General features: G+C 68.6%; 20 protein-coding genes and 1 pseudogene. 16 read left to right on the top strand and 5 right to left on the bottom strand.

Features of this window, described 5'->3' with window-relative positions; genetic code table 11:
- Position 1: 1 nt before the first annotated feature.
- The 4 genes from AC07N1_RS08385 to AC07N1_RS08370 all read left to right on the top strand — a co-directional run bounded on the left by AC07N1_RS08385 (position 2) and on the right by AC07N1_RS08370 (position 4,135).
- Positions 2–328 carry a hypothetical protein gene (locus AC07N1_RS08385; RefSeq protein WP_494671374.1) on the top strand — a complete coding sequence of 109 codons (327 nt, stop codon included), beginning with the start codon at positions 2–4 and terminating at the stop codon, positions 326–328.
- A 4-nt stretch (positions 329–332) separates the two neighbouring features.
- The gene (flgK, locus tag AC07N1_RS08380; protein WP_494671373.1) at positions 333–2,060 is read left to right on the top strand and encodes a flagellar hook-associated protein FlgK; all 1,728 of its coding nucleotides are present in this window, start codon (positions 333–335) and stop codon (positions 2,058–2,060) included.
- A gap of 2 nt (positions 2,061–2,062) precedes the next feature.
- Complete coding sequence (locus AC07N1_RS08375) at positions 2,063–2,968, top strand: flagellin (RefSeq protein WP_494671372.1); 906 nt, start codon at positions 2,063–2,065, stop codon at positions 2,966–2,968.
- A gap of 252 nt (positions 2,969–3,220) precedes the next feature.
- Entirely contained in the window at positions 3,221–4,135 is a 915-nt protein-coding gene (locus tag AC07N1_RS08370) for an intradiol ring-cleavage dioxygenase (RefSeq protein ID WP_494671371.1), read from the top strand.
- 6 nt (positions 4,136–4,141) lie between these two features.
- Here the strand turns inward: AC07N1_RS08370 and AC07N1_RS08365 are convergent.
- Positions 4,142–4,277, bottom strand: a pseudogene (locus tag AC07N1_RS08365) (hypothetical protein); the annotation flags it as partial.
- Positions 4,278–4,365: 88 nt separating this feature from the next.
- On the opposite strand from AC07N1_RS08365, the gene AC07N1_RS08360 reads away from it, so the two are divergent.
- Positions 4,366–5,505 (top strand): DUF3089 domain-containing protein, encoded by a 1,140-nt coding sequence (locus tag AC07N1_RS08360; RefSeq protein ID WP_494671370.1) that lies wholly within the window; start codon positions 4,366–4,368, stop codon positions 5,503–5,505.
- 150 nt (positions 5,506–5,655) lie between these two features.
- Here AC07N1_RS08360 and AC07N1_RS08355 read toward each other — a convergent pair whose 3' ends face one another.
- The gene (locus tag AC07N1_RS08355; RefSeq protein ID WP_110121042.1) at positions 5,656–5,835 is read right to left on the bottom strand and encodes a DUF1328 family protein; all 180 of its coding nucleotides are present in this window, start codon (positions 5,833–5,835) and stop codon (positions 5,656–5,658) included.
- A gap of 110 nt (positions 5,836–5,945) precedes the next feature.
- Here AC07N1_RS08355 and cobT point away from each other — a divergent pair, with 110 nt between their 5' ends.
- On the top strand, positions 5,946–7,874 hold the full coding sequence (cobT, locus tag AC07N1_RS08350) for a cobaltochelatase subunit CobT (protein ID WP_494671369.1): 1,929 nt from the start codon (positions 5,946–5,948) through the stop codon (positions 7,872–7,874).
- Complete coding sequence (locus AC07N1_RS08345; protein WP_494671368.1) at positions 7,871–8,938, top strand: esterase-like activity of phytase family protein; 1,068 nt, start codon at positions 7,871–7,873, stop codon at positions 8,936–8,938. Before cobT ends, AC07N1_RS08345 begins: the two co-directional genes overlap by 4 nt.
- 130 nt (positions 8,939–9,068) lie before the next feature.
- Here the strand turns inward: AC07N1_RS08345 and AC07N1_RS08340 are convergent, their stop codons facing one another.
- Complete coding sequence (locus tag AC07N1_RS08340) at positions 9,069–12,014, bottom strand: TonB-dependent receptor domain-containing protein (protein ID WP_494671367.1); 2,946 nt, start codon at positions 12,012–12,014, stop codon at positions 9,069–9,071.
- Between the two features lie 472 nt (positions 12,015–12,486).
- Between AC07N1_RS08340 and AC07N1_RS08335 the strand changes: the two genes are divergently transcribed.
- From AC07N1_RS08335 to AC07N1_RS08320, 4 genes are all read left to right on the top strand, one after another.
- On the top strand, positions 12,487–12,798 hold the full coding sequence (locus tag AC07N1_RS08335; RefSeq protein WP_494671366.1) for a hypothetical protein: 312 nt from the start codon (positions 12,487–12,489) through the stop codon (positions 12,796–12,798).
- 288 nt (positions 12,799–13,086) lie between these two features.
- Positions 13,087–13,389 (top strand): hypothetical protein, encoded by a 303-nt coding sequence (locus AC07N1_RS08330; protein ID WP_494671365.1) that lies wholly within the window; start codon positions 13,087–13,089, stop codon positions 13,387–13,389.
- A gap of 150 nt (positions 13,390–13,539) precedes the next feature.
- Complete coding sequence (locus AC07N1_RS08325; RefSeq protein ID WP_494671364.1) at positions 13,540–13,737, top strand: hypothetical protein; 198 nt, start codon at positions 13,540–13,542, stop codon at positions 13,735–13,737.
- A 95-nt stretch (positions 13,738–13,832) separates the two neighbouring features.
- On the top strand, positions 13,833–14,717 hold the full coding sequence (locus AC07N1_RS08320) for an AraC family transcriptional regulator (RefSeq protein ID WP_494671363.1): 885 nt from the start codon (positions 13,833–13,835) through the stop codon (positions 14,715–14,717).
- Positions 14,718–14,834: 117 nt separating this feature from the next.
- Here AC07N1_RS08320 and rpmB read toward each other — a convergent pair whose 3' ends face one another.
- The gene (rpmB, locus tag AC07N1_RS08315; RefSeq protein ID WP_058346488.1) at positions 14,835–15,140 is read right to left on the bottom strand and encodes a 50S ribosomal protein L28; all 306 of its coding nucleotides are present in this window, start codon (positions 15,138–15,140) and stop codon (positions 14,835–14,837) included.
- 213 nt (positions 15,141–15,353) lie between these two features.
- Here rpmB and AC07N1_RS08310 point away from each other — a divergent pair, with 213 nt between their 5' ends.
- Positions 15,354–15,806: a DUF3617 domain-containing protein gene (locus tag AC07N1_RS08310; protein WP_494671362.1), complete on the top strand. Its 453-nt coding sequence runs from the start codon at positions 15,354–15,356 to the stop codon at positions 15,804–15,806.
- A gap of 478 nt (positions 15,807–16,284) precedes the next feature.
- On the top strand, positions 16,285–16,497 hold the full coding sequence (locus AC07N1_RS08305; protein WP_494671361.1) for an MbtH family protein: 213 nt from the start codon (positions 16,285–16,287) through the stop codon (positions 16,495–16,497).
- 20 nt (positions 16,498–16,517) lie between these two features.
- On the opposite strand, the gene AC07N1_RS08300 is transcribed toward AC07N1_RS08305, so the two are convergent.
- Entirely contained in the window at positions 16,518–17,024 is a 507-nt protein-coding gene (locus AC07N1_RS08300; protein WP_494671360.1) for a winged helix-turn-helix transcriptional regulator, read from the bottom strand.
- A gap of 245 nt (positions 17,025–17,269) precedes the next feature.
- On the opposite strand from AC07N1_RS08300, the gene AC07N1_RS08295 reads away from it, so the two are divergent.
- The 3 genes from AC07N1_RS08295 to AC07N1_RS08285 all read left to right on the top strand — a co-directional run bounded on the left by AC07N1_RS08295 (position 17,270) and on the right by AC07N1_RS08285 (position 19,392).
- Positions 17,270–18,460 carry an acetyl-CoA C-acyltransferase gene (locus tag AC07N1_RS08295; protein ID WP_494671359.1) on the top strand — a complete coding sequence of 397 codons (1,191 nt, stop codon included), beginning with the start codon at positions 17,270–17,272 and terminating at the stop codon, positions 18,458–18,460.
- A gap of 378 nt (positions 18,461–18,838) precedes the next feature.
- Positions 18,839–19,135 carry a hypothetical protein gene (locus tag AC07N1_RS08290; RefSeq protein WP_110117883.1) on the top strand — a complete coding sequence of 99 codons (297 nt, stop codon included), beginning with the start codon at positions 18,839–18,841 and terminating at the stop codon, positions 19,133–19,135.
- Entirely contained in the window at positions 19,132–19,392 is a 261-nt protein-coding gene (locus AC07N1_RS08285) for a hypothetical protein (protein WP_494671358.1), read from the top strand. The genes AC07N1_RS08290 and AC07N1_RS08285 overlap by 4 nt, the downstream gene beginning before the upstream one ends.
- The last annotated feature ends 46 nt before the right edge of the window (positions 19,393–19,438 follow it).

Below are 19,438 nucleotides of genomic sequence, written 5' to 3'. Positions count from 1 at the left end.
CATGGGCGCCATCGAACGCCTCCACGTCCGCGCCCAGAAAGCGCGTCGCGACCGCGACACGCCGGTCGTCTCCTCGGTCGAGGAGGCGCGGGCCCTGGCGCGCAGCATCGCCGAGGGCCTGTCGGCCCTGTCGGACGACCAGCGCCTGCTGATGCTGTCGAACCTGCACGACGTGCAGGCCGTGCTGGAAACCCGCGTCGCCGCGCTCGAGACCGACATGGCCGAGAGCCGCGAACGCATCCAGGCCGTCACCCGCGGCCTGAGCGCCACCGCCGGCTATCGCGGCAGCGTCCAGGCCCTGCGCGACCACCGCCGCCGCAAGGACTAGCGCCATGTCGCTGTCGTCGATCATCAGCTCCGCCTCGTCCGCGCTGGCCAACACGCAGATGCAGATCGCGGTGGCCAACGCCAACGTGGCGAACGCCGACGACCTGACCTACACGAAGAAGAGCGTCAGCGCTTCGGCGACCAGCGCGCTGAACACGGCCTCGACGACGACGATCCAACGGGCCGCCGACAGCTACCTGTCCAAGACGGTGGTCAAGACGGCCGCCGGCGCGGGCTACGCCTCGACCGTCGACACCTACATGCAGTCCTATGACGCCGCCCTCGGCTCGGTGGACGCCGGCGACGACCTGTCCAGCCTGCTGTCGTCCTTCACCAGCGCCCTGACCACCCTGTCGGCCAGCCCCGAGAGCGACTCCGAGAAGGCCTCGCTGGTCTCGGCCGCCTCGTCGCTGGCCTCGGGGATCAGCAGTCTGTCGGCCTCGATCCAGGACCTGCGCACCCAGGCCAACACCGAGATCGGCACGACGGTCGACACCATCAACTCGACGCTGAAGACCCTGGCCTCGCTGAACGACCAGATCTCGACGGTGACCGCCCAGGGCGGCGACATCACCGGCCTGCAGGACCAGCGGGACGCGGCCGTCACCACCCTGTCGGGCCTGATCGGCATCAGCAGCTACACCACCTCCGACAACCGGTTGATGGTCTACACCACCGGCGGCGACCAGCTGCTGGGCACTACAGCCGCCACGCTCAGCTACAACGCCTCCAGCGCGCTCAGCGCCACCAGCGTCTATCCCGACAACATCTCGGGGATCACGCTGAACGGCAAGGACATCACCGAGAACGTCAGCTCCGGCCAGCTGGGCGCGCTGATCACCCTGCGCGACAAGACCCTGGTCGACGAGCAGTCCGAGCTCGACACCCTCGCCGGCGCTCTGATCAGCCAGGTCAACGCCATCACCAACGCCGGCACGGCCTCGCCCGCGCCGACCAGCCTGACCAGCGCCTCGACGGTTTCGGCCTCGGACTCGTTCTCGGCCAGCGGCACGCTGAGGGTGGCGATCACCAACGCCTCGGGGACCGCCGTCTCGACCGAGGACCTGGACCTTTCGAACTATTCCAGCATCGACGACCTGGTCTCGGCGCTCGACGCCATCGACGGCCTGTCGGCCTCGATCGACGCCAAGGGCAAGCTGGTGCTGACCGTCGACGACAGCGCCAACGGCGTCGCCCTGGGCGACATCGGCGCGGCGGTCGGCGACGACGACCAGGGCTTCTCGGACTATTTCGGCTTCAACGACCTGTTCTCGGGCTCGACCGCCGCCGACATCGCCGTCTCGTCCAGCCTGAAGAACGACTACAGCCGCCTGGCCACCGGCGCGCTCGACACCTCGGGGACGCTGTCGGTCGGCGACCGCGCGGTCTCCAGCGCCGACACCACCACGCTGGACGCCCTGACCACCATGCTGTCGAGCCAGCTCAGCTTCTCGGCCGCCGGCGACCAGGGGGCCAAGACGGTGACCCTGTCGTCCTACACCGCCAGCTTCGTATCGGGCGCGGCGACCCTGGTCTCGAACGCCGCCTCGGATTCCGAAAGCGCGACGGCCACCTACGACGCGGCCACGACCCGGCTGCAGAACAGCACCGCCGTCAACATGGACGAGGAGCTGGCCATGCTGACGACCTACCAGTCGCAGTACGAGGCCAACGCCCAGCTGGTGTCGATGGCCAAGGACCTGTTCGACGCCCTGATCAGCATGGTGAGCTAGCCATGATCAGCCGCATCGCCACCTTCGGCCAGTCGACTTCGATGCTGACCGCCACCCTCAAGGTGCAGGCCAAGCTCGCCGACCAGCAGACCCAGACCTCGTCGGGCCTGAAGTCCACCACCTATGGCGGGCTGGGCAAGGACAGCAGCAGCGTGCTGCGGATGCAGAGCCAGAGCGAGCAGCTGACCGCCGAGAACACCGCCGTCAGCAGCGCGACCGCCTTCGTCAACGCCTCCTACTCGGCGCTGGGCAGCGTCGCGGACCTGGCCACCACCATCAAGAGCCAGCTGGCCTCGATGCTCAGCGGCTCGACGACCGAGGCCTCGACGGTCACCCAGTACGCCACCGACTGGCTGACCGACCTGGAGGCGCTGATGAACAGCAAGTCCGGCGACACCTATCTGTTCGGTGGCACGGCGACCGACACCGCCCCGGCCGACTTCAGCGACGCCGACTACGACCCCACCGCCGACACCTCTGTCAGCGACACCAACTATTACCAAGGCTCCTCGACGAACCGATCCCTGACCACCAGCGACGGCCAGACGATCAACCTGTCGGTCAGCGCCGACTCTTCGGCTTTCGAGGAGCTGGCCCGGGCGCTGAAGATGGTGCTGGCCTCGCCCAGCGACACCTCGGTGATCTCCAGCGCCTACGACATGGTCAGCGACGCGGTCGCCGGCGTCGGCACGCTGCAGGAGCAGGTCTCGATCCAGGCCTCCAGCCTCTCGGACCTGACCGAGCGCAACGAGGCCAAGATCGACAGCATCGACACCCTGGTCTCGAACCTGAAGGACGCCGACCTCAGCGAGACGGCGATCCTGTCGACCCAGTACGAGACCCAGCTGGAGGCGATGTACTCGATGATCAGCAGCCTCTCGAAGCTGAGCCTGAGCAAGTACCTGTGATCATCTAGGAACCTCCCCCTGTGGGGGAGGCGATCGCGCAGCGATCGGTGGGGGGCGTGTCTGCGAAGACGGCGAACGCTTCGAAAGCTGAAAACGTCCCCCCTCCGGCCCTTCGGGCCACCTCCCCCTTCAGGGGGAGGATCTTCCGTCCTCGCCCCACTTGCGGCCGCCAAGGTTGCAGCATCGCAAAACCCCGACATACACGGGCATGATCGCCCGGCCACAAGGGCGGCTCGTCGTTTCGGAGTCTCGATGCCCTCGCCCGTTTCCCCCAGCCGTCGCGGCCTGCTGGCCCTGGCCGGCGCCGTTCCCTTCGCCGCCGTCGCCGTGGGCTCGCGCCCGGCGGTCGCCGCCGACGGCGTCTGCGCCCTCACCCCGCAGGTGACCCAGGGTCCCTACTGGTTCGACCCGAAGCTCGACCGCGCCGACATCACCGAAGGCAAGACCGGCGCGCCCGTCACCGTGGCCCTGACCGTGGTCGACGGCGCCTGCCGGCCGCTGAAGGGCGCGCGGGTCGACATCTGGCACTGCGACGCGCAGGGGATCTATTCCGGCTACGAGGGCCAGGGCGACGACCACAGGACCGCCGCCAAGGGCGCGACCTTCCTGCGCGGCGCGCAGATCAGCGACGGCGCCGGCAAGGTCGCCTTCAAGACCATCTGGCCGGGCTGGTACGAGGGCCGCACCCCGCACATCCACATCAAGGTCCACCTGGACGCCCGCACGGCCCTGACCGCCCAGCTGTTCGTGCCCGACGCCCTGTCGGAATATCTCTACGAGAACGTCCCGGCCTATAAGCGCCCCCGCCGGCGCGACACCTTCAACCGCCACGACGGCATCGCCCTGCAAGGCGGCGAGGCCATGGTCGCCAGCGTCAAGGAGGGCAAGGACGGCTACGTCCTGGCCCTGATCCTGGGCGTCGATCCCGCCGCCGACTGGAAGGACGACGCGGGGATGGGCGGGCCGGGTGGTCCGCCTCCCGGGGGCATGGGTCCTCCGCCTGGCGGCATGCCCCCGCAAGGCCTGAACGGCCGCCCGCCCGGCCCGCCGCCCGGCGGCTTCCCCAATGGCAAGCAAGGCGGCTCGCCCCCCGACGGCATGGGTCCGCCGCGCCACGAGGCGCTGACCGGCGAAGCGCGGCTCAAGGCGATCGTGCCTGGAATCTGATGACTGCTCCTCCCCCGTGAAACGGGGGAGGTGGCGCGGTGCGGATACGCGCCGTGACGGAGGGGGCGAACGCCGGCACAGCGCCCAGTCTCGCCCCCTCCACCGCTTCGCGGTCCCCCTCCCCCGTTTCACGGGGGAGGAGAGAACTTCAGCTTCCCCTTCTCTGCTCCACACGCCATCCTCCCTTCAAACGGCCGTTCGCGGCCCAAGGGGAATGGAACGGGGTGGATATGAGCAAGACGATCTGGGCCGTGCTGGCCGTCTCCATGAGCCTGGCGGGCGCGGCCTGCGCCCAGCCTGCGCCGGCCGGTCCTCAGCCCAAGAACGACTACACCCAGGACGCCTCTTGGCTGTGCCGCCCCGGCCGCGCCGACGCCTGCGCCCAGGACCAGACGGCGACCGTCGTCTCGGCCGACGGGTCCGCCAAGGTCGAGCCGTTCAAGGTCGATCCCAAGGCCCCGATCGACTGCTTCTACGTCTATCCGACGGTGTCGACCGACCCCGGCGGCAACAGCGACATGGCCATCGATCCGGCCGAGACCACGGTCGCCGAGCAGCAGGCCGCGCGCTTTGGCAAGGCCTGCCGGGTGTTCGCGCCGATGTACCGGCAGGTGACCCTGGCGGCCCTGCGCCAGGTGATGCGCGGTCAGCCCTCGCCGGGCGATGAAAACCTCGCCTATGGCGACGTGCTCGACGCCTGGAAGGATTACCTGGCCCGCGACAACAAGGGCCGCGGCGTCGTGCTGATCGGCCACTCGCAGGGCTCGCGCGTGCTGCTGCGCCTGCTGGCCCAGGAGATCGACGGCAAGCCGGTGCAGAAGCAGCTGGTCTCGGCCCTGATCATCGGCATGAACACGCCCATCGATCCGGCCACCGACGCCTACGGCTCGATCAGGATGTGCCGCAAGGCGGGCCAGACCGGCTGCATCGTCAGCTACGTGTCGTTCCGCGCCGGCAGCCCGCCGGAGGGGGCGGCCTTCTTCGGCAAGGCCGAGGGCGACAAGCGCGCCGCCTGCGTCAACCCGGCCGCCCTGGCCGGCGGCGAGGCGCCGCTGCACAGCTATTTCAGCGACCGCACCATCGCCGGCGCGCCGCGCAAGACGCCGTGGGTGAAGGGCAAGGACCTGACCACGACCTTCGTCAGCGTCCCCGGCCTGGTCACCGCGCAATGCGCGACCAGCGGTCCCTACGACTACCTGGCCATCAAGGTCCACGGCGACCCGGCCGACCCGCGCGCCGACGACATCCCCGGCGACCTGCTGGTCATGGGCATGCCGCTGAAGGCCTGGGGCCTGCACCTGGTGGACGTGAACCTGGCGATGGGGGATCTCGTGGCGCTGGTCGAGGCGCAGGGGAAGGGCTGGAAGTAGGCGGAGAGAACCTCCCCCTGTGGGGGAGGCGGCCGCAGGCCGGTGGGGGGACGGTTTCAGCTGCCGCGGAGGCTGACGAGACCCGTCACTCCCCCCACCGATCGCTACGCGATCACCTCCCCCACAGGGGGAGGTTCCTTATGACCAGGGTCACTTCCCCGTCACGCCCTTGAAGACGCCCAGGCCGAGCACCAGCACGACCAGGAACACCACGAGGAACAGGAAGAACAGGATCTTGGCGACGCCGGCCGCCGCGCCGGCGATGCCGGTGAAGCCGAGGGCGCCGGCGATGATGGCGACCACGGCGAAGATCAGGGCCCATTTCAGCATGGGAAAGCTCCTTGGACTGGACCTGCGCTGCGCAGGCTTCAGCGCAACAACGTCGCCTTGGCGCGCGTCGTTCCTTGTCTTCGCGGGCCCGCGCCGCTAACTCCAAAGCCATGGCGTCCAAGCCCGAGAACCCGACCGAACCCTTCAAGCGCGCCCTGGCGCACGCCGCCCGCTCGCTCGCCGAGACGCCGGACCTCGAGATCGTGTTTTCCGGCGAGTCGCCGGGGCTGGTGGGCAAGCGCGCCGTGCTGCCGCATCCGCCGCGCGACCTGTCCGGCCCCGAGGCCGCCCGCCTGCGCGGCATGGCCGACCAGATCGCCCTGCGCCTGGCCCATCACGACCCGTCGACCCACGCCCGCTCGCGTCCGGCCGCGCCCGACGCCCAGGCGATCTACGAGTCGGTCGAGCAGGCCCGCATCGAGGCCATCGGCGCCAACGCCCTGAACGGCGTGCGCGCCAACCTGACCACGGTGCTGGAGACCCGGCTGGAGAAGCAGGGCCTGACCCGCGCCGTCGCCTTCGACCAGCAGTCGGCCCCGATGGCCGAGATCCTGGGCCTGATGGTCCGCGAGCGCCTGACCGGCGACGCCCCGCCCGATGGCGCGAAAGCCCTGGTCAACATCCTGCGCGCCGACATCGAGGCCAAGGCCGGCAAGGACCTCGACCGCCTGGCCGCCTCGATCGACGACCAGGCCGCCTTCGCCAAGGTCACCCGCCAGATCCTGCGCGACCTGGACCTGGGCGACGACGTCAACGACGCCACCGAGGCGTCGGACGAAGACGAGGGCGAAGACGACAAGCCGACCGACAATTCCGACGAGGACCAGGGCGAAGGCGAAGGCGAGCAGCCCGACGGCTCCTCGCAGCAGGAGAGCGAAGCCTCCGACCGCGAAAGCCAGGCCGGCGACGAGGAGATCGTCCAGTCCGAGCAGGAAGGCGAACCCGAAGACAGCGACGAGGCGCCCGACATGGGCGACGGCGCCAAGCCGGCCCGCCCCGATCCGTCGGCCGACAAGGGCGGCGAGCCGGCCTACAAGGTGTTCACCACCGCCTATGACGAGGTGGTGTCGGCCGAGGAGCTGTGCGACCCGGACGAGCTGACCCGCCTGCGGGCCTATCTCGACCAGCAGCTTTCGGCCCTTTCCAGCGTCGTCTCGCGCCTGGCCAACAAGCTGCAGCGCCGCCTGCTGGCCCAGCAGAACCGCGCCTGGACCTTCGATCTCGAGGAAGGGATGCTCGACGTCGCCCGCCTGACGCGGGTGATCATCGACCCCACCGCCCCCCTGTCGTTCAAGCAGGAGGAGGACCAGGAGTTCCGCGACACGGTCGTGACCCTGCTGATCGACAATTCCGGCTCGATGCGCGGCCGGCCGATCATGGTCGCCGCCGTCTGCGCCGACATCCTGGCGCGCACGCTCGAGCGCTGCGGGGTCAAGACCGAGGTGCTGGGCTTCACCACCCGGGCCTGGAAGGGCGGGACCAGCCGCGACGAGTGGATCAAGGCCGGCAAACAGCCCTCGCCCGGCCGCCTCAACGACCTGCGCCACATCGTCTACAAGGCCGCCGATGCGCCCTGGCGACGGGCTCGCAAGAACCTGGGCCTGATGATGCGCGAGGGGCTCCTGAAGGAGAACATCGACGGCGAGGCGCTGATGTGGGCGCACCAGCGGATCATCGGCCGGCCCGAAGCCCGCCGCATTCTGATGGTGATTTCCGACGGCGCGCCGGTGGACGACTCCACCCTGAGCGTGAACTCGGGCCACTATCTGGAGCGGCACTTGCGGCAGGTCATCGCCGAGATCGAGGGCAAGAGCCCGGTCGAGCTGATCGCCATCGGCATCGGCCACGACGTCACCCGTTACTACCGCCGCGCCGTCACCATCGTCGACGTGGAGCAGCTGGGCGGGGTGCTGGTCGAGCAGCTGGCCGCCCTGTTCGACGAGGAGCCGCGCACCGCCGCGCGCGCCCGCGGCCTGCTGCCGCCGCCGCCCACGGTGGTGCCTCAGGCGCCCAAGGCCGCGCGCAAGGCTTCGGCGTGATCGGACTGCGCGGACTGCTCGCCTTGAGCCTGGCCGGCGGCATGCTGGCCCAGTGCGGACCCAAGCCCGCGCCGCCGCCGCCCGTGGTCACCCCGGCCGCGCCGGTCAAGGTCGGTCCCGAGATCGGCCTGACCGTCACGCCCGTGCCGCTGAACGCCTCGGACCCGAGCCAGACGGCCGTCGGCCACTTCGCCTATGCGGGCGGGATCGCCATCACCAGCCCTGACACAAGCCGGCTGCACGGCCTGTCGGACCTGATCCTGACCGACGGAAACGGCGTCGAGGCCGTCAGCGACGACGGCGACCGCTTCTCGGCCCGGCTGCAACTGGACGCGGCGGGCAAGCTGATCGGCCTGACCGACGGCAAGCTGACGCCCCTGCTGGGCGTCGACGGCCAGGGCCTGCGCGGCAAGACCGAGGGCGACGCCGAGGGCCTGACCCGCCTGGCCAACGGCGAGCGCCTGGTCAGCTTCGAGCGCGATCACCGCATCTGGCGCTACGCCGTCGGTCCGACCGGACTGTGGAGCCGCCCCGCCGTCGCCCCCAAGCCCGCCACTGTCTTCCCCGACAACGAGGGCATGGAGGCGCTGACCGCCTATCCGGCCGCCGGCCCCGACGCCTATCTCGTCGGCGGCGAGGAGGGCGAGGTGTGGCTGTGCCGGCTGTCGACCAGCTGCCAGCCGATCCCGCCGCAGTCGCCGATCGACTTCACCTGGGGCCTGTCGGGCTTCACCGCTTTCGGCGGCAAGGCCCTGGCCACGCTGCACCGGGCCTATGACCCGATCCGCGGCTGGCGCGCCCAGGTGCGCTTCATCGCCGACCCGATGACCCCGGCCAACAAGCAGTACCCGCTGGCCAGCCTGACTCTCGAAGGCCCGCTGACCCGCGACAACTTCGAAGGCATCGCCCTGGCCGCCGGCCCGAACGGCGCGACCCGGGTCTATCTGCTGTCGGACGACAACGGCGGCGACAGTCAGCGCACCCTGCTGCTGGCCTTCGACTGGACGCCGCCACCGCCAGCGCCGCCGGCCCCGCCGCCGCCGCCCCGCAAGAAGCGCCGTTGAGGACAGGGGCGCGCGCCCTGCCCCCAATTCCAAAAAGAAAGCCGCCACGCTGGGAGCGTCGGCGGCTTTTGAGTTTGGGGAGAAGCTCGGGGAAGGCGGCGCCAGCGCCCCCTCCCCCGCCGAGACGTCGTCAGAAGTCCATGGTCAGGCCCACGAACAGCGTGCGGCCCATGGGGTCGTAGACGCCGGGATAGGTGTTGCCGTTGCCGAACGAGGAGAGCAGGCCCGCGGCGATCACCGGCGGATCCTTGTCGAAGGCGTTGTTGACGCCGCCGCGCAGGGTCAGCTGCTCACGGACCTTCCAGGTGCCGGCGAAGTCCAGGTAGTTGTACGCCTTGATCTTGCGGTTGATCTCGACGTAGTCGCCCTGCAGGAACGGGTTGCTGTCGTTGCTGGAGAGGTCGGTCGCGCCGAAGTAGCGCCAGTTGGCCGACAGCGACGCCGCGATCCAGGGCAGGTTCCAGGTCGCCCGCATCTGGTGGCGCCAGGCCGGGTTGGGCTGGCCGCAGGTGGGCCCGAACAGCCCCTTGCAGTTATAGGCGCCCAGGCCCGGCAGCTGCTCGATCTTGCGGCTGTTGAGGTAGGTGCCCACGAAGCTGAAGTCGACGTCGCCGTAGTTGCCCAGCGACGACAGATCGAGGCGGTAGTTGCCCGTCACGTCGAGGCCCGAGGTCTGCAGGAAGCCGGTGTTCTGGTTGGTGGCGACGATGTAGCCGCGATCGCCGAACAGCACGCCCGAGGTCGGGTCGCGGTGGAACAGGCCGCAGAAGTACGGATTGCTGGTCTGGACGCACTGGTTGATGACGGTCGGGGCGTCGACCGCGCCGATGTACTGGTCGACATAGATGTCGAAGTAGTCGAGCGACATCGAGAAGCCCGGCAGGAAGCGCGGGGTCAGCACGACGCCGGCGGTGCGGGTGTCGGCCACTTCCGGCTTCAGGTTCGGATTGCCGCCGCCCTGGGTGACGCAGGTCTCGGCCGGGCAGTCGGGGATCTTGCCGTACTGGGCGGCGGTGACCCCGGTCAGGGCGCAGGCCTCGCGACTGGCCTTGGGGGCCGCGCCCGAGCACGGATCCACGGCCGCGACGTTGCCCAGGCCCTGCGGCGCGAACAGCTCGCTGATGTTGGCCGCGCGGACGGCGCGGTTGTAGCTGGCGCGGAACCGCACGTCCGAGGTCGGCGCGTACTGCAGCTCGACCTTGTAGGTCGAGACCCGGTCGTCGAGGTAGTCGTACTTGGACGTCCGGTAGCCGGCGTTCAGCGACAGCGCCTTGATGAAGGGCGCGTCCTGCACCAGCGGCAGGTCGACTTCGCCGTAGAGCTCGCTGACGCTGAAGGCGCCGTTGTTTTCCTTGGTCCCGGCCGCCTGGGCCAGGGCGTCGGCCTCGAACTTCAGCTCCTCGCGGCGGTGCTCGACACCCAGGGCCAGGGCCGCGCCGTCTTCGGCCCACGGGGTCTTAACGCCGTATTGGCCAAGGTCGCCGTTCAGCGAGGCGCTGAGCACCTTCTCGCGCTGGACGCCGTGGGTGAAGGTCGGGGCGTAGAGGTACTTGTAGGCCGCCGCGCTGAGGCCCTGGTACTTGAAGACGTCGATCGGCACGCAGTTGGGATCGGTGCCGTCGACCACCGACTTGCAGGTCGGGGTCCCGCCGACATTGACCACCTGCAGGGCCTTCATCGCCTTGGCGTTGTCGACGTTGTTCTTGTAGCTCTCGTCGAGGATGACGGTCGAGAACAGGAAGCTGGCGTCGTAGCTCCAGCCCTGGGCGAGCTTGCCGCGCACCCCGGCGTTGATGCGATAGTCGGTGTGGCGCAGGTCGTCGCGGCGGGGCGAGCTGCCCGGGCCGGTCAGGCGATAGCCGATGAACGTGTCCTGGCTGACGCCGGTGCCGGCGGCCGCGCCGCACAGGGTGGCGGCCTGCGAGGCCGACATCAGCGGGTTGTCGCAGTTGATCTTGAACGTCGTGCCCTGGAACAGGGCCGACGGCGCGGCCTGCGAGAAGGTGTGGTCGTCCATGAACATCAGGCTGCCGTAGGCCTCGACCGCCGGGCTGAGCTCATAGTGCGCGAAGGCGCCCGCCGTGTAGCGGGAGTCCGAGCGCTGGATGTAGTTGGTGGGCGCGTAGTTGTAGAGGAACGAGCTGTTGTACGGGACCCAGGTCTTGGCCCCGTCCTTGGTGTTGTTCAGCGTCTGGCCGGCGTTGGGGCCGCTGAGCAGGGTGAACAGGCCGTACTCGTTGTTGCTGGAGCCGCCGCAGACCAGGGCGTTGCTGTTGGTTCCCGTCATGTTCAGGCCGCAGGCCGAATAGTCGCGGCTGTCCTGGGTGACCGGCTTCATCTCGCGATAGCCGAGATAGAAGGTGACGTTGCCCTTGCCGCTGGGGGCGTTCATGCCGATGGCCAGGTTGACGTCGATCTTCTCGCCGTCGGTGACGCGCTTGGACGGCAGCTTGTAGTTGGCCTGGCTGATCAGCGAGCGCGGATAGTCGGCGTCGTTGGTGTGCTGGGCCAGGCTGTACTGGGCGTCCAGGCGCAGGCCGTTCAGGTTCTTGCGCAGGATGAAGTTGACGACGCCCGAGACCGCGTCCGAGCCGTAGACCGCCGAGGCGCCGCCGGTGACCACGTCGACCCGGTCGACCAGGGCGCTGGGGATGAAGTTCACGTCCGCGGCCTCGGTGGGCAGCATCCGCTGGCCGTCGACCAGCACCAGCACGCGGCTGGAGCCCATGTTGCGCAGGTTCACCCGCGCCGTGCCGTCCGAGCCGTTGGAGCCGTTCTCGTTGGAATCGGCGGTGAACTGCGGCAGGCGGTTCAGCACGCTGTCGATCGAGGTGGCGCCCTGCAGCTTGACCTCGTCGCCGCCGACCACGGTCATCGGGCTGGCCGAGACCAGGTTGGGCCGCTTGATCCGCGAGCCCGTCACCACCACGGCGTCGACCGTCGAGGTCTCCTCGGCGCCCACGGGCGCCTGTGTAGCAGTCTGGGCCGAGGCGAGCGGAGCCGCCGCCAGCCCGGAGAGCAAGGCGATCGCCGCCGCTCCCCCGAACGCCCCAAGGCGCCCTTTGTTGTTCCGCATCGCAGTCCCTCCTCGCTGCGCGCGATCTGGATCCGTCGCGCCTTGGCGAAGAGAGGCACAATGTTACGATTTATGTCAAATATCTTATACGATATAAATATTACAATGTTCGAATTGCCTGTCCTGACATCTACCGGGGTCTTCGACCTCGATGCGGCGTGTCACGAAGGACAGCGGCCCCGGGCAACCGGCCAAGGCGAGGCCAATCCGTCGCGGCGGCGAAGCTGAAAGGGATAATTTCACCTGAAACTAACGCATTTTAGGTGCTCATTTGCCGTACAGAATGCCTTTCCGGCATACAGCGTTCGTGGGCGTCGTAAAAATTTGACGCCGGAAGTCAAAAATCCGCTTGGAATGACAGCGTTGTCACTATATTTAGAACAGGACGGCATGAGCAGGCGAGATCCGGACGGCCGTCAGAGGAACGCATCGGGAGGAGGTTGACCCCAACCCCCTTTCCGGAATCAAGATCATGCAACGTGTGTTTGTTCTGGCCGCTTCGGCCATCGCTCTCCTGAGCGCCCCCGCCGCTTTCGCCGGCGAAGTCACCGTGAAGGTCGCCGGCCGCACCACCGCCGCCGTGCACGCCGACATCGTCAAGGCCGCCACCTCGGTGTGCAAGGAAGACACGGACTCGACCACCTACGGCGCCGACGTCCTGCCCTACTGCATCCGCGACGTGACCCGCTCGGCCGTGGAAAAGGTCGGCAGCCCGACCCTGACCGCCTACGACAAGACCCAATGGCGCCCGAACGGTCTGATCAAGACCGCCTCGGCCCGCTAAGCGGAACACCGCTAAGCCCCATCGGGACCAGAGCCCGCGGAGCCCCCGCTCCGCGGGCTTTTGCTTGCCTGGAAGCCAGCTCATGACACCGGTAACAAACGCGTGAAATCAAGGACTTCGCCTGCCGGTTGCGCGAATATGACTGTTGATAACTGAACAGCGATGAGCTACAGATTCCGCTCGACGGCAGAGCGGGCGAGATCCTGGACCAGCCGTCGGAGGAACGCGTCGGGAAGCGGTCGCCCTGAACCGCGCGCTGCAAGCGCCGCCCGACCTGGAATCCGTCAGATGATCCGCTCCGCCGCTCTCGCTCTCTCCGCCCTGGCCCTGCTGGCCGCCGCTCCGGCCGGCGCCGCCGAAGTCCGCGTCAAGGTCGCCGGCCGCGCCGCCGCCGACGTCCGCGCCGACATCGTCAAGGCCGCTTCGACCGTCTGCTGGCAGGACGTCCGCGGCGAGTCGCTGGCCATGTACCTGTACCCGGCCTGCGTCCGTTCGTCGGTAAACGACGCCGTGGCCAAGCTCGGCAACACCGAACTGACCGCCTACAACGCCGCCAACCCGGCCAAGGCCCTGGAACTGGCCGCCCGCTAAGGCGACCAGTCTTTCAAGGCTTCAGAAGCCGCCGTCGCCCAGCGACGGCGGCTTTTTGCTGCACGCTCGACGACCGCCTTAACCCCGTTCGGTCAGGCCTGCTTAAGGCTTGGCAGCCAGATTGCGCCGTAGCCTCAGAAGGGAGTCGCCGTGCAGGTTTCCGCCGCCAACGCCGCCCGCTACACCCCGCCGCGCTCCGGCGCGTCTGGAGAGGCTTCGCCCCAGATCGTCGACCTGACGCAGCTGGCCGTGGCGCAGACCAACGCCAAGGCCACGGCGGCCGCCGGCGCGGCCCTCGGTCAGGCCACCGGCGAACTGACCGGCACGCTGGTCAACATCTCGGTCTGAGCCCCCCTCCCCCGCGCGCCCTACAAACCGCAAGATCGGTCGAGCACGATCCGGCGGCGAACGGCTAACTGGCCGCGCCACGGAGACGGGGGACGATGAAGGCGGCGCTCGAAAACTACACAGCCCGGATGCAGCGGGTGCTGGACCATATCGACCAGCATCTGGACGGCGATCTGGACCTGGAGACGGTGAGCCGCGTGGCCGCCTTCTCCAAGTTCCACTTCCACCGGCAGTTCATGGCGACCTTCGGGTTGTCCGTGCACAGCTATGTCCAGCTGGCCCGCCTAAAGCGCGCCTCGCGCCAGCTGGTCGCCGAGGACGCCCCGAGCGTCACCGACGTCGCGCTGGACGCCGGCTACGACGCGCCGGACGCCTTCGCCCGCGCCTTTCGGCGAAGGTTCAAGCAATCGCCGTCGTCGTTCCGCAAATCGCCCGACTGGGCGCCGTGGCTTGCCGCCTTCGGGCCGCTGGACAACGCCAGGAGCAAGCTCATGCAGATTACCTACGACCAGGACGACGTGACGATCCGCGACGTGCCGCCCACCCCGGTGGCGATCATGGAGCACCGGGGCGACCGGGCGCTGATCGGCGCCTCGATCGAGCGGTTCATCACCTGGCGCAAGGCCGCCGGCCTGTCGCCGCAGACCAATCCGACCTTCAACATCTTCCGGTCCGAGCGGATTCCCGAGAATCCGGCCGACTACAGCATGGACCTGTGCATCGGGACCGACCGGCCGATCGATCCAGACGACGAGCTGATGAAGGCCGGCGTGATTCCCGGCGGGCGCTGCGCGGTGCTGCGGGTCGTGCACGACACCCATAACCTGGAGCCCGCCGCGCTCTATCTCTATCGCGAGTGGCTGCCGGCCAGCGGCGAGGAGGCGCGGGACTTCCCGATCTATTGCCAGCGCCACTTCTCGTTCCCGCCCGATGCGGCGACGCACGAGGTGGTGGTCGAGCTGTTCCTGCCGCTCGAATGACGCCCGTGGACGGCGATCCCGGTCGGGGTCGCCGTCTCCTGCCGATCGCCAAACGCGAAAAAGCCCGCCGAGCGAACTCGGCGGGCTTTTCGTATCGGCCCCGAAGGACCGAAAGACTTAGGCGGCGGCGGCTTGCGCGGCGGCCTTGGCCTTGGCCTTGACCTGAGCCTTGATCTTCAGGGCGCGCGGCGACAGCTGCTCGTCCTTGGCGCCCAGCAGGAACACGTCCAGGCCGCCCTTGAAGTCGAGGGTGCGCAGGGCAGCGTTGCTGATGCGCAGCTTGAAGGTCTGACCCAGCGAGTCCGACTGCAGCGACGCAGGCGACAGAGCCGGCAGGAAGCGGCGCTTGGTCTTGATGTTCGAGTGGCTCACGTTGTGGCCGATCATCGGACCGACGCCCGTGAGTTCGCAACGGCGCGACATGACGAGTACCTTGGGCTAGGCGAAGCCGAAGGCCCCGCGAACATAATGTCAGGCGCGCTTCCGAACCGAGGTCCGCCGCGCGAGAGGGGGCGATATAGGCGATGGAGCCTTGCTGAGTCAAGGCGGCAAAGCCCTCGGCTCGCCATCACCCCGCCTTCAAGCGCGGTTCATCTGATACTTCCTATATGCACGGCCATGAAGGAGTTCGATCGCATGCGTCTCATCGCCCTCGCCGCCCCCGCTCTCGCCGCCTCCGCAGCCGCCCTGGCCGTGGGATTCGCCGCGACCGCACCGGCGAGCGCCGCCGCGCCGAAGACGACGATTCTGCCGGGCCACTGGGAATACAGCTACCGCATCGGCATCATCCCGGTCGGCAGCGAGGACAAGTGCATAAAGCCGGCCGACGCCGCCCAGTTCTCCAAGGGCATCTGCACCCGCCGCTACAAGTGCGACTACACCACCAACCAGGTCGACGACGGCAAGATCCAGCTGAAGGGCACCTGGACCGACAAGAAGGGCCGCGCGGCCCCGGTCACCGCCAAGGGCGCCTACACGCCCGAAAGCTTCAAGCTCGACATCAAGCTGAAGACGGTCGACGGCCTGCCGCTGGCCGGCGTCATGAACGCCAAGCGCCTGTCGGCCACCTGCCCCGCCGAGGCGAAGTAACCCCCGGTCCGGACCGACATTCACGACACTATATATCGAGCATCTCCGCGAAGGCGGGGATCCAAGCCGAGTCCGTGGATGAGCCACGACCGCGCCACCTCCTGAAAGCCCGCTGGGTTCCCCGCCTTCGCGGGTAACAACGGTTGCTGGGGTGCGCAGGTGCAAGGCGCCGCCCCTTCAGCGAACGCCGTTGTGGTTAATCGTCGTTAAGCTACAATAGCTTGTAGGGAACAAATCCCGAATCGAACCGAGTCAGCGATTCGGTCCTGATTCGTTTCGCGCGCGTTCCCGCCCTTCAAGCCTTGCCGTTAACTTGGCTGTGGACGCGCGGCGCTTACCCCCAGCTTCCGTCGCAATCGGCCCGATCCGCGCAACCCTTCAGCGCGCGCCGATGCCGCTCGCCCTATGCGATTGACAGCCGCCCCGCCCCGGCCAAGGCTCCGGCCACGCCAGTTATTAAAGAGCGGCGGGGGAAAAGATGCGCGAAGAACGGGAAGACACCACCGAGTACCTCGTGGTGGTGAACCACGAGGAGCAGTACTCGATCTGGCCGGTGGGCCGCGAACTGCCCCTGGGTTGGAACGAGGCGGGCTTCCGCGGGACCAAGGCCGCCTGCTTGCAGCATATCCAGGAGGTCTGGACCGACATGCGTCCGCTGAGCCTGCGCCGCGCCATGGAAGGCAAGGCCTGAGATCGCGAAGGCGGCGCGTCCTACTCGGCCGCCGCCTTCACCGCGACGGCTTCCAGCGCCTCGCCCACGGTCGGGGACGCCCCCTCGTGGACCACGCGCGACAGGTCGCGGCCGTCGACCACCTGGCCGCAGGCCTCACAGGCCAGCTTGGGGTGGAAGTCGCAGCCGCAGGCCTTGTGCACGAAGCGGACGGGCCCGTTGCCGACGCCATAGACATGGCGGTCGCCCCACTCGGCCATGGTCAGCAGCACGGCCGACAGGTCGCGCCCCTTGGCGGTCAGCACATATTCATGACGCGGCGGCCGCTCCGAATAGCGGCGGGTCTCCATCACCCCATGACCGACCAGGCTCTTGAGCCGGGCGGCCAGCACGTTGCGGGCCACGCCCAGGCGATCCTGCCACTGCTCGAACCGCCGCACGCCCTGGAAGGCGTCGCGCAGGATCAGCAGGGTCCAGGGATCGCCGACGACCTCGAGGGTGGCGGCGATGGCGCAGCGTTGGTGACTGTAATCGGCGGTGCGACCCATACGGAGGAAAGTGCGGCGTTCCGCCAGGGAATGCAAGGGCCGTTGCTTTTGAGTACGAACCAGAGTAGGTTTCTAATCGCAATTGACTCTCTCGGTTCATTGCTCGACTGACCGGCCGGCGACGGGAGCCGCCCTTCCGCCGCCGGCCGTTTCTTGCTGTGGGAAAGATTCCAGCAAGACGCTTGCGCAGGCGCGCCGATCCGGGGCCTATTCCGCCGCAAAACAAACCTATCGGGAGCTCAACCATGTCCAAGCACGCCGATCCGGTGGTGATCGCCGGTTTCGCCCGCACGCCGATGGGCGGCTTCCAGGGCGCGCTGGGCGGGGTGAAGGCCACGGAACTGGGCGCGACCGCCGTCAAGGCGGCCCTGGAGCGCGCGGGGCTCTCCGGCGACAAGGTCGACCAGATCATCATGGGCTGCGTGCTGCCGGCCGGCCTGGGCCAGGCCCCCGCCCGCCAGGCCGCCCTGGGCGCAGGCCTGCCCAAGTCGGTCGAGGCCACGACGGTCAACAAGATGTGCGGCAGCGGCATGCAGGCGGCGATCATGGCCCACGACGCCCTGCTGGCCGGCAGCGCCGACGTCGTCGTGGCCGGCGGCATGGAGAGCATGACCGGGGCGCCCTACCTGATGGCCAAGCACCGCGGCGGGGCCCGCATCGGCCACGACCAGATCTGGGACTCCATGTACCTGGACGGCCTGGAGGACGCCTATTCCCCCGGCAAGCTGATGGGCGCCTTCGCCGAGGACACCGCCGCCGACTACCAGTTCACCCGCGAGGCGATGGACGACTACGCCACGCGCGGCCTGTTCAAGGCCAAGGCCGCCGTCGAGGGCGGGGCTTTCGCCGCCGAGATCGCGCCGGTGACCGTGACCACCCGCAAGGGTGTCGAGACCATCGACACCGACGAGCAGCCGCTGAAGGCCGATCCGGCCAAGATCCCCACCCTGCGCCCGGCCTTCTCCCGCGACGGCTCGATCACCGCGGCCAATTCGTCGTCGATCAGCGACGGCGCCGCGGCCCTGGTGATGACCCGCAAGAGCATCGCCGAGGCCCTGGGCCTGACGGTGGTCGCCACCGTCGTCAGCCACGCCGCCCACGCCCACGAGCCGGGCCTCTTCACCACCGCCCCGGTGCCGGCCATGAGGAAGGCCCTGGCCCGCGCCGGCTGGAGCGTCGACGACGTCGACCTGTTCGAGGTCAACGAGGCCTTCGCCGTGGTGGCCATGATCGCCCAGAAGGAACTGGGCATCCCGGACGACAAGCTGAACGTCAACGGCGGCGCCTGCGCCCTGGGGCATCCCATCGGCGCATCGGGCGCCCGCATCCTGTGCACGCTGATCTCGGCTCTCCAGGCCCGCAAGGCCAAGCGCGGCCTGGCCTCGCTGTGCATCGGCGGCGGGGAGGCGACGGCCATGGCCATCGAACTCGCCTAAAATCTGCCCAATCCGCGGCATTAAGGCCCGTCGCGCGGCAAGACCTTGCGCGGCGGGCCTGCAAGCGTTACCTGTTGACCTGCAAGCCTACTGGAACCCTTCCGACCTCATGCTGTCGAACCTCACCACCATCGCGCTGTTTACGACTGGCCTCACCGCCGGCGTCGCGATGTGGTGCGCCATGATGTCGAAGATTACCCAGATTAAAACCGTGCCGGTACGGACGGGGCAAAGACGGCGCGCAGACTAGGGAACCAAGGTTCCCCAGAAACCAAGCCGAAGGATCGCAAGATCTGAAAAAGCCCCGCCTCCGAAAGGAGCGGGGCTTTTTCGTTGCGCGATCCGACGGTCCTTCAAAAACTCAAAGGATCTTCGACCATGAGCTACCTGCCTTCCCCACCAGCCTTCCACAGCGACCATGACGGCGTCACCGTCCACCAGCTGTTCCTCTGCGCCCAGGACGCCCCCAGCGCGCTGGACGCCGTGCGCCAGAGCCTGGCCGACAGCGGCGCCGAGCTGTGCAACCTGTCCCTGAAGCCCGTCGGCCAGCTGGTCGAGGCGTCCCTGCGCGTGCGCCACCTGGGCGACCAGGCCGCCCGCCTCCTCGCCCGCGACCTGGCCGCCTGGCCCGGCGTCAACTCGGCCAGCGTGGAACACCAGTGGGTGCGGCCTTGAGCCTTCTCAAACCGGAAGACGACAAACGCCGCCTCTTCCTCGTCACCGCTGAAGACACGCCCGACGCCCTGATGCGGGTGCTGGGCGTGGCCAGCGTGCAGCAGGTGCGCCTGCGCGCCCTGACCGCCCAGCCCGAAGGCGCCGACATCGCCATCCGCCTGGAGATCGACGACCAGGGCGACGACCGGGCCCACACGCTCGCGGCGCGCCTGGCGGCGGTTCCGGCGGTGCGCGGCGTCGGCCACGGTTGGCGATAGGCTCGTTCAAAACCTTTCGGCCCGCTGTGCCGTATCTATGGACGAC

This window comes from Caulobacter sp. GW821-FHT09B11, assembly GCF_059418205.1.
The sequence above is the reverse complement of the archived record's forward strand: the minus strand, read 5'-3'. Positions and strand labels throughout refer to the sequence as shown.

Coding starts and splice junctions, on each gene's coding strand:
- AC07N1_RS08385 (WP_494671374.1), top strand. CDS start 2: ATGGGCGCCATCGAACGCCTCCACGTCCGCGCCCAGAAAGCGCGTCGC.
- flgK (WP_494671373.1), top strand. CDS start 333: ATGTCGCTGTCGTCGATCATCAGCTCCGCCTCGTCCGCGCTGGCCAAC.
- AC07N1_RS08375 (WP_494671372.1), top strand. CDS start 2,063: ATGATCAGCCGCATCGCCACCTTCGGCCAGTCGACTTCGATGCTGACC.
- AC07N1_RS08370 (WP_494671371.1), top strand. CDS start 3,221: ATGCCCTCGCCCGTTTCCCCCAGCCGTCGCGGCCTGCTGGCCCTGGCC.
- AC07N1_RS08360 (WP_494671370.1), top strand. CDS start 4,366: ATGAGCAAGACGATCTGGGCCGTGCTGGCCGTCTCCATGAGCCTGGCG.
- AC07N1_RS08355 (WP_110121042.1), bottom strand. CDS start 5,835: ATGCTGAAATGGGCCCTGATCTTCGCCGTGGTCGCCATCATCGCCGGC.
- cobT (WP_494671369.1), top strand. CDS start 5,946: ATGGCGTCCAAGCCCGAGAACCCGACCGAACCCTTCAAGCGCGCCCTG.
- AC07N1_RS08340 (WP_494671367.1), bottom strand. CDS start 12,014: ATGCGGAACAACAAAGGGCGCCTTGGGGCGTTCGGGGGAGCGGCGGCG.
- AC07N1_RS08335 (WP_494671366.1), top strand. CDS start 12,487: ATGCAACGTGTGTTTGTTCTGGCCGCTTCGGCCATCGCTCTCCTGAGC.
- AC07N1_RS08330 (WP_494671365.1), top strand. CDS start 13,087: ATGATCCGCTCCGCCGCTCTCGCTCTCTCCGCCCTGGCCCTGCTGGCC.
- AC07N1_RS08320 (WP_494671363.1), top strand. CDS start 13,833: ATGAAGGCGGCGCTCGAAAACTACACAGCCCGGATGCAGCGGGTGCTG.
- rpmB (WP_058346488.1), bottom strand. CDS start 15,140: ATGTCGCGCCGTTGCGAACTCACGGGCGTCGGTCCGATGATCGGCCAC.
- AC07N1_RS08310 (WP_494671362.1), top strand. CDS start 15,354: ATGCGTCTCATCGCCCTCGCCGCCCCCGCTCTCGCCGCCTCCGCAGCC.
- AC07N1_RS08305 (WP_494671361.1), top strand. CDS start 16,285: ATGCGCGAAGAACGGGAAGACACCACCGAGTACCTCGTGGTGGTGAAC.
- AC07N1_RS08300 (WP_494671360.1), bottom strand. CDS start 17,024: ATGGGTCGCACCGCCGATTACAGTCACCAACGCTGCGCCATCGCCGCC.
- AC07N1_RS08295 (WP_494671359.1), top strand. CDS start 17,270: ATGTCCAAGCACGCCGATCCGGTGGTGATCGCCGGTTTCGCCCGCACG.
- AC07N1_RS08290 (WP_110117883.1), top strand. CDS start 18,839: ATGAGCTACCTGCCTTCCCCACCAGCCTTCCACAGCGACCATGACGGC.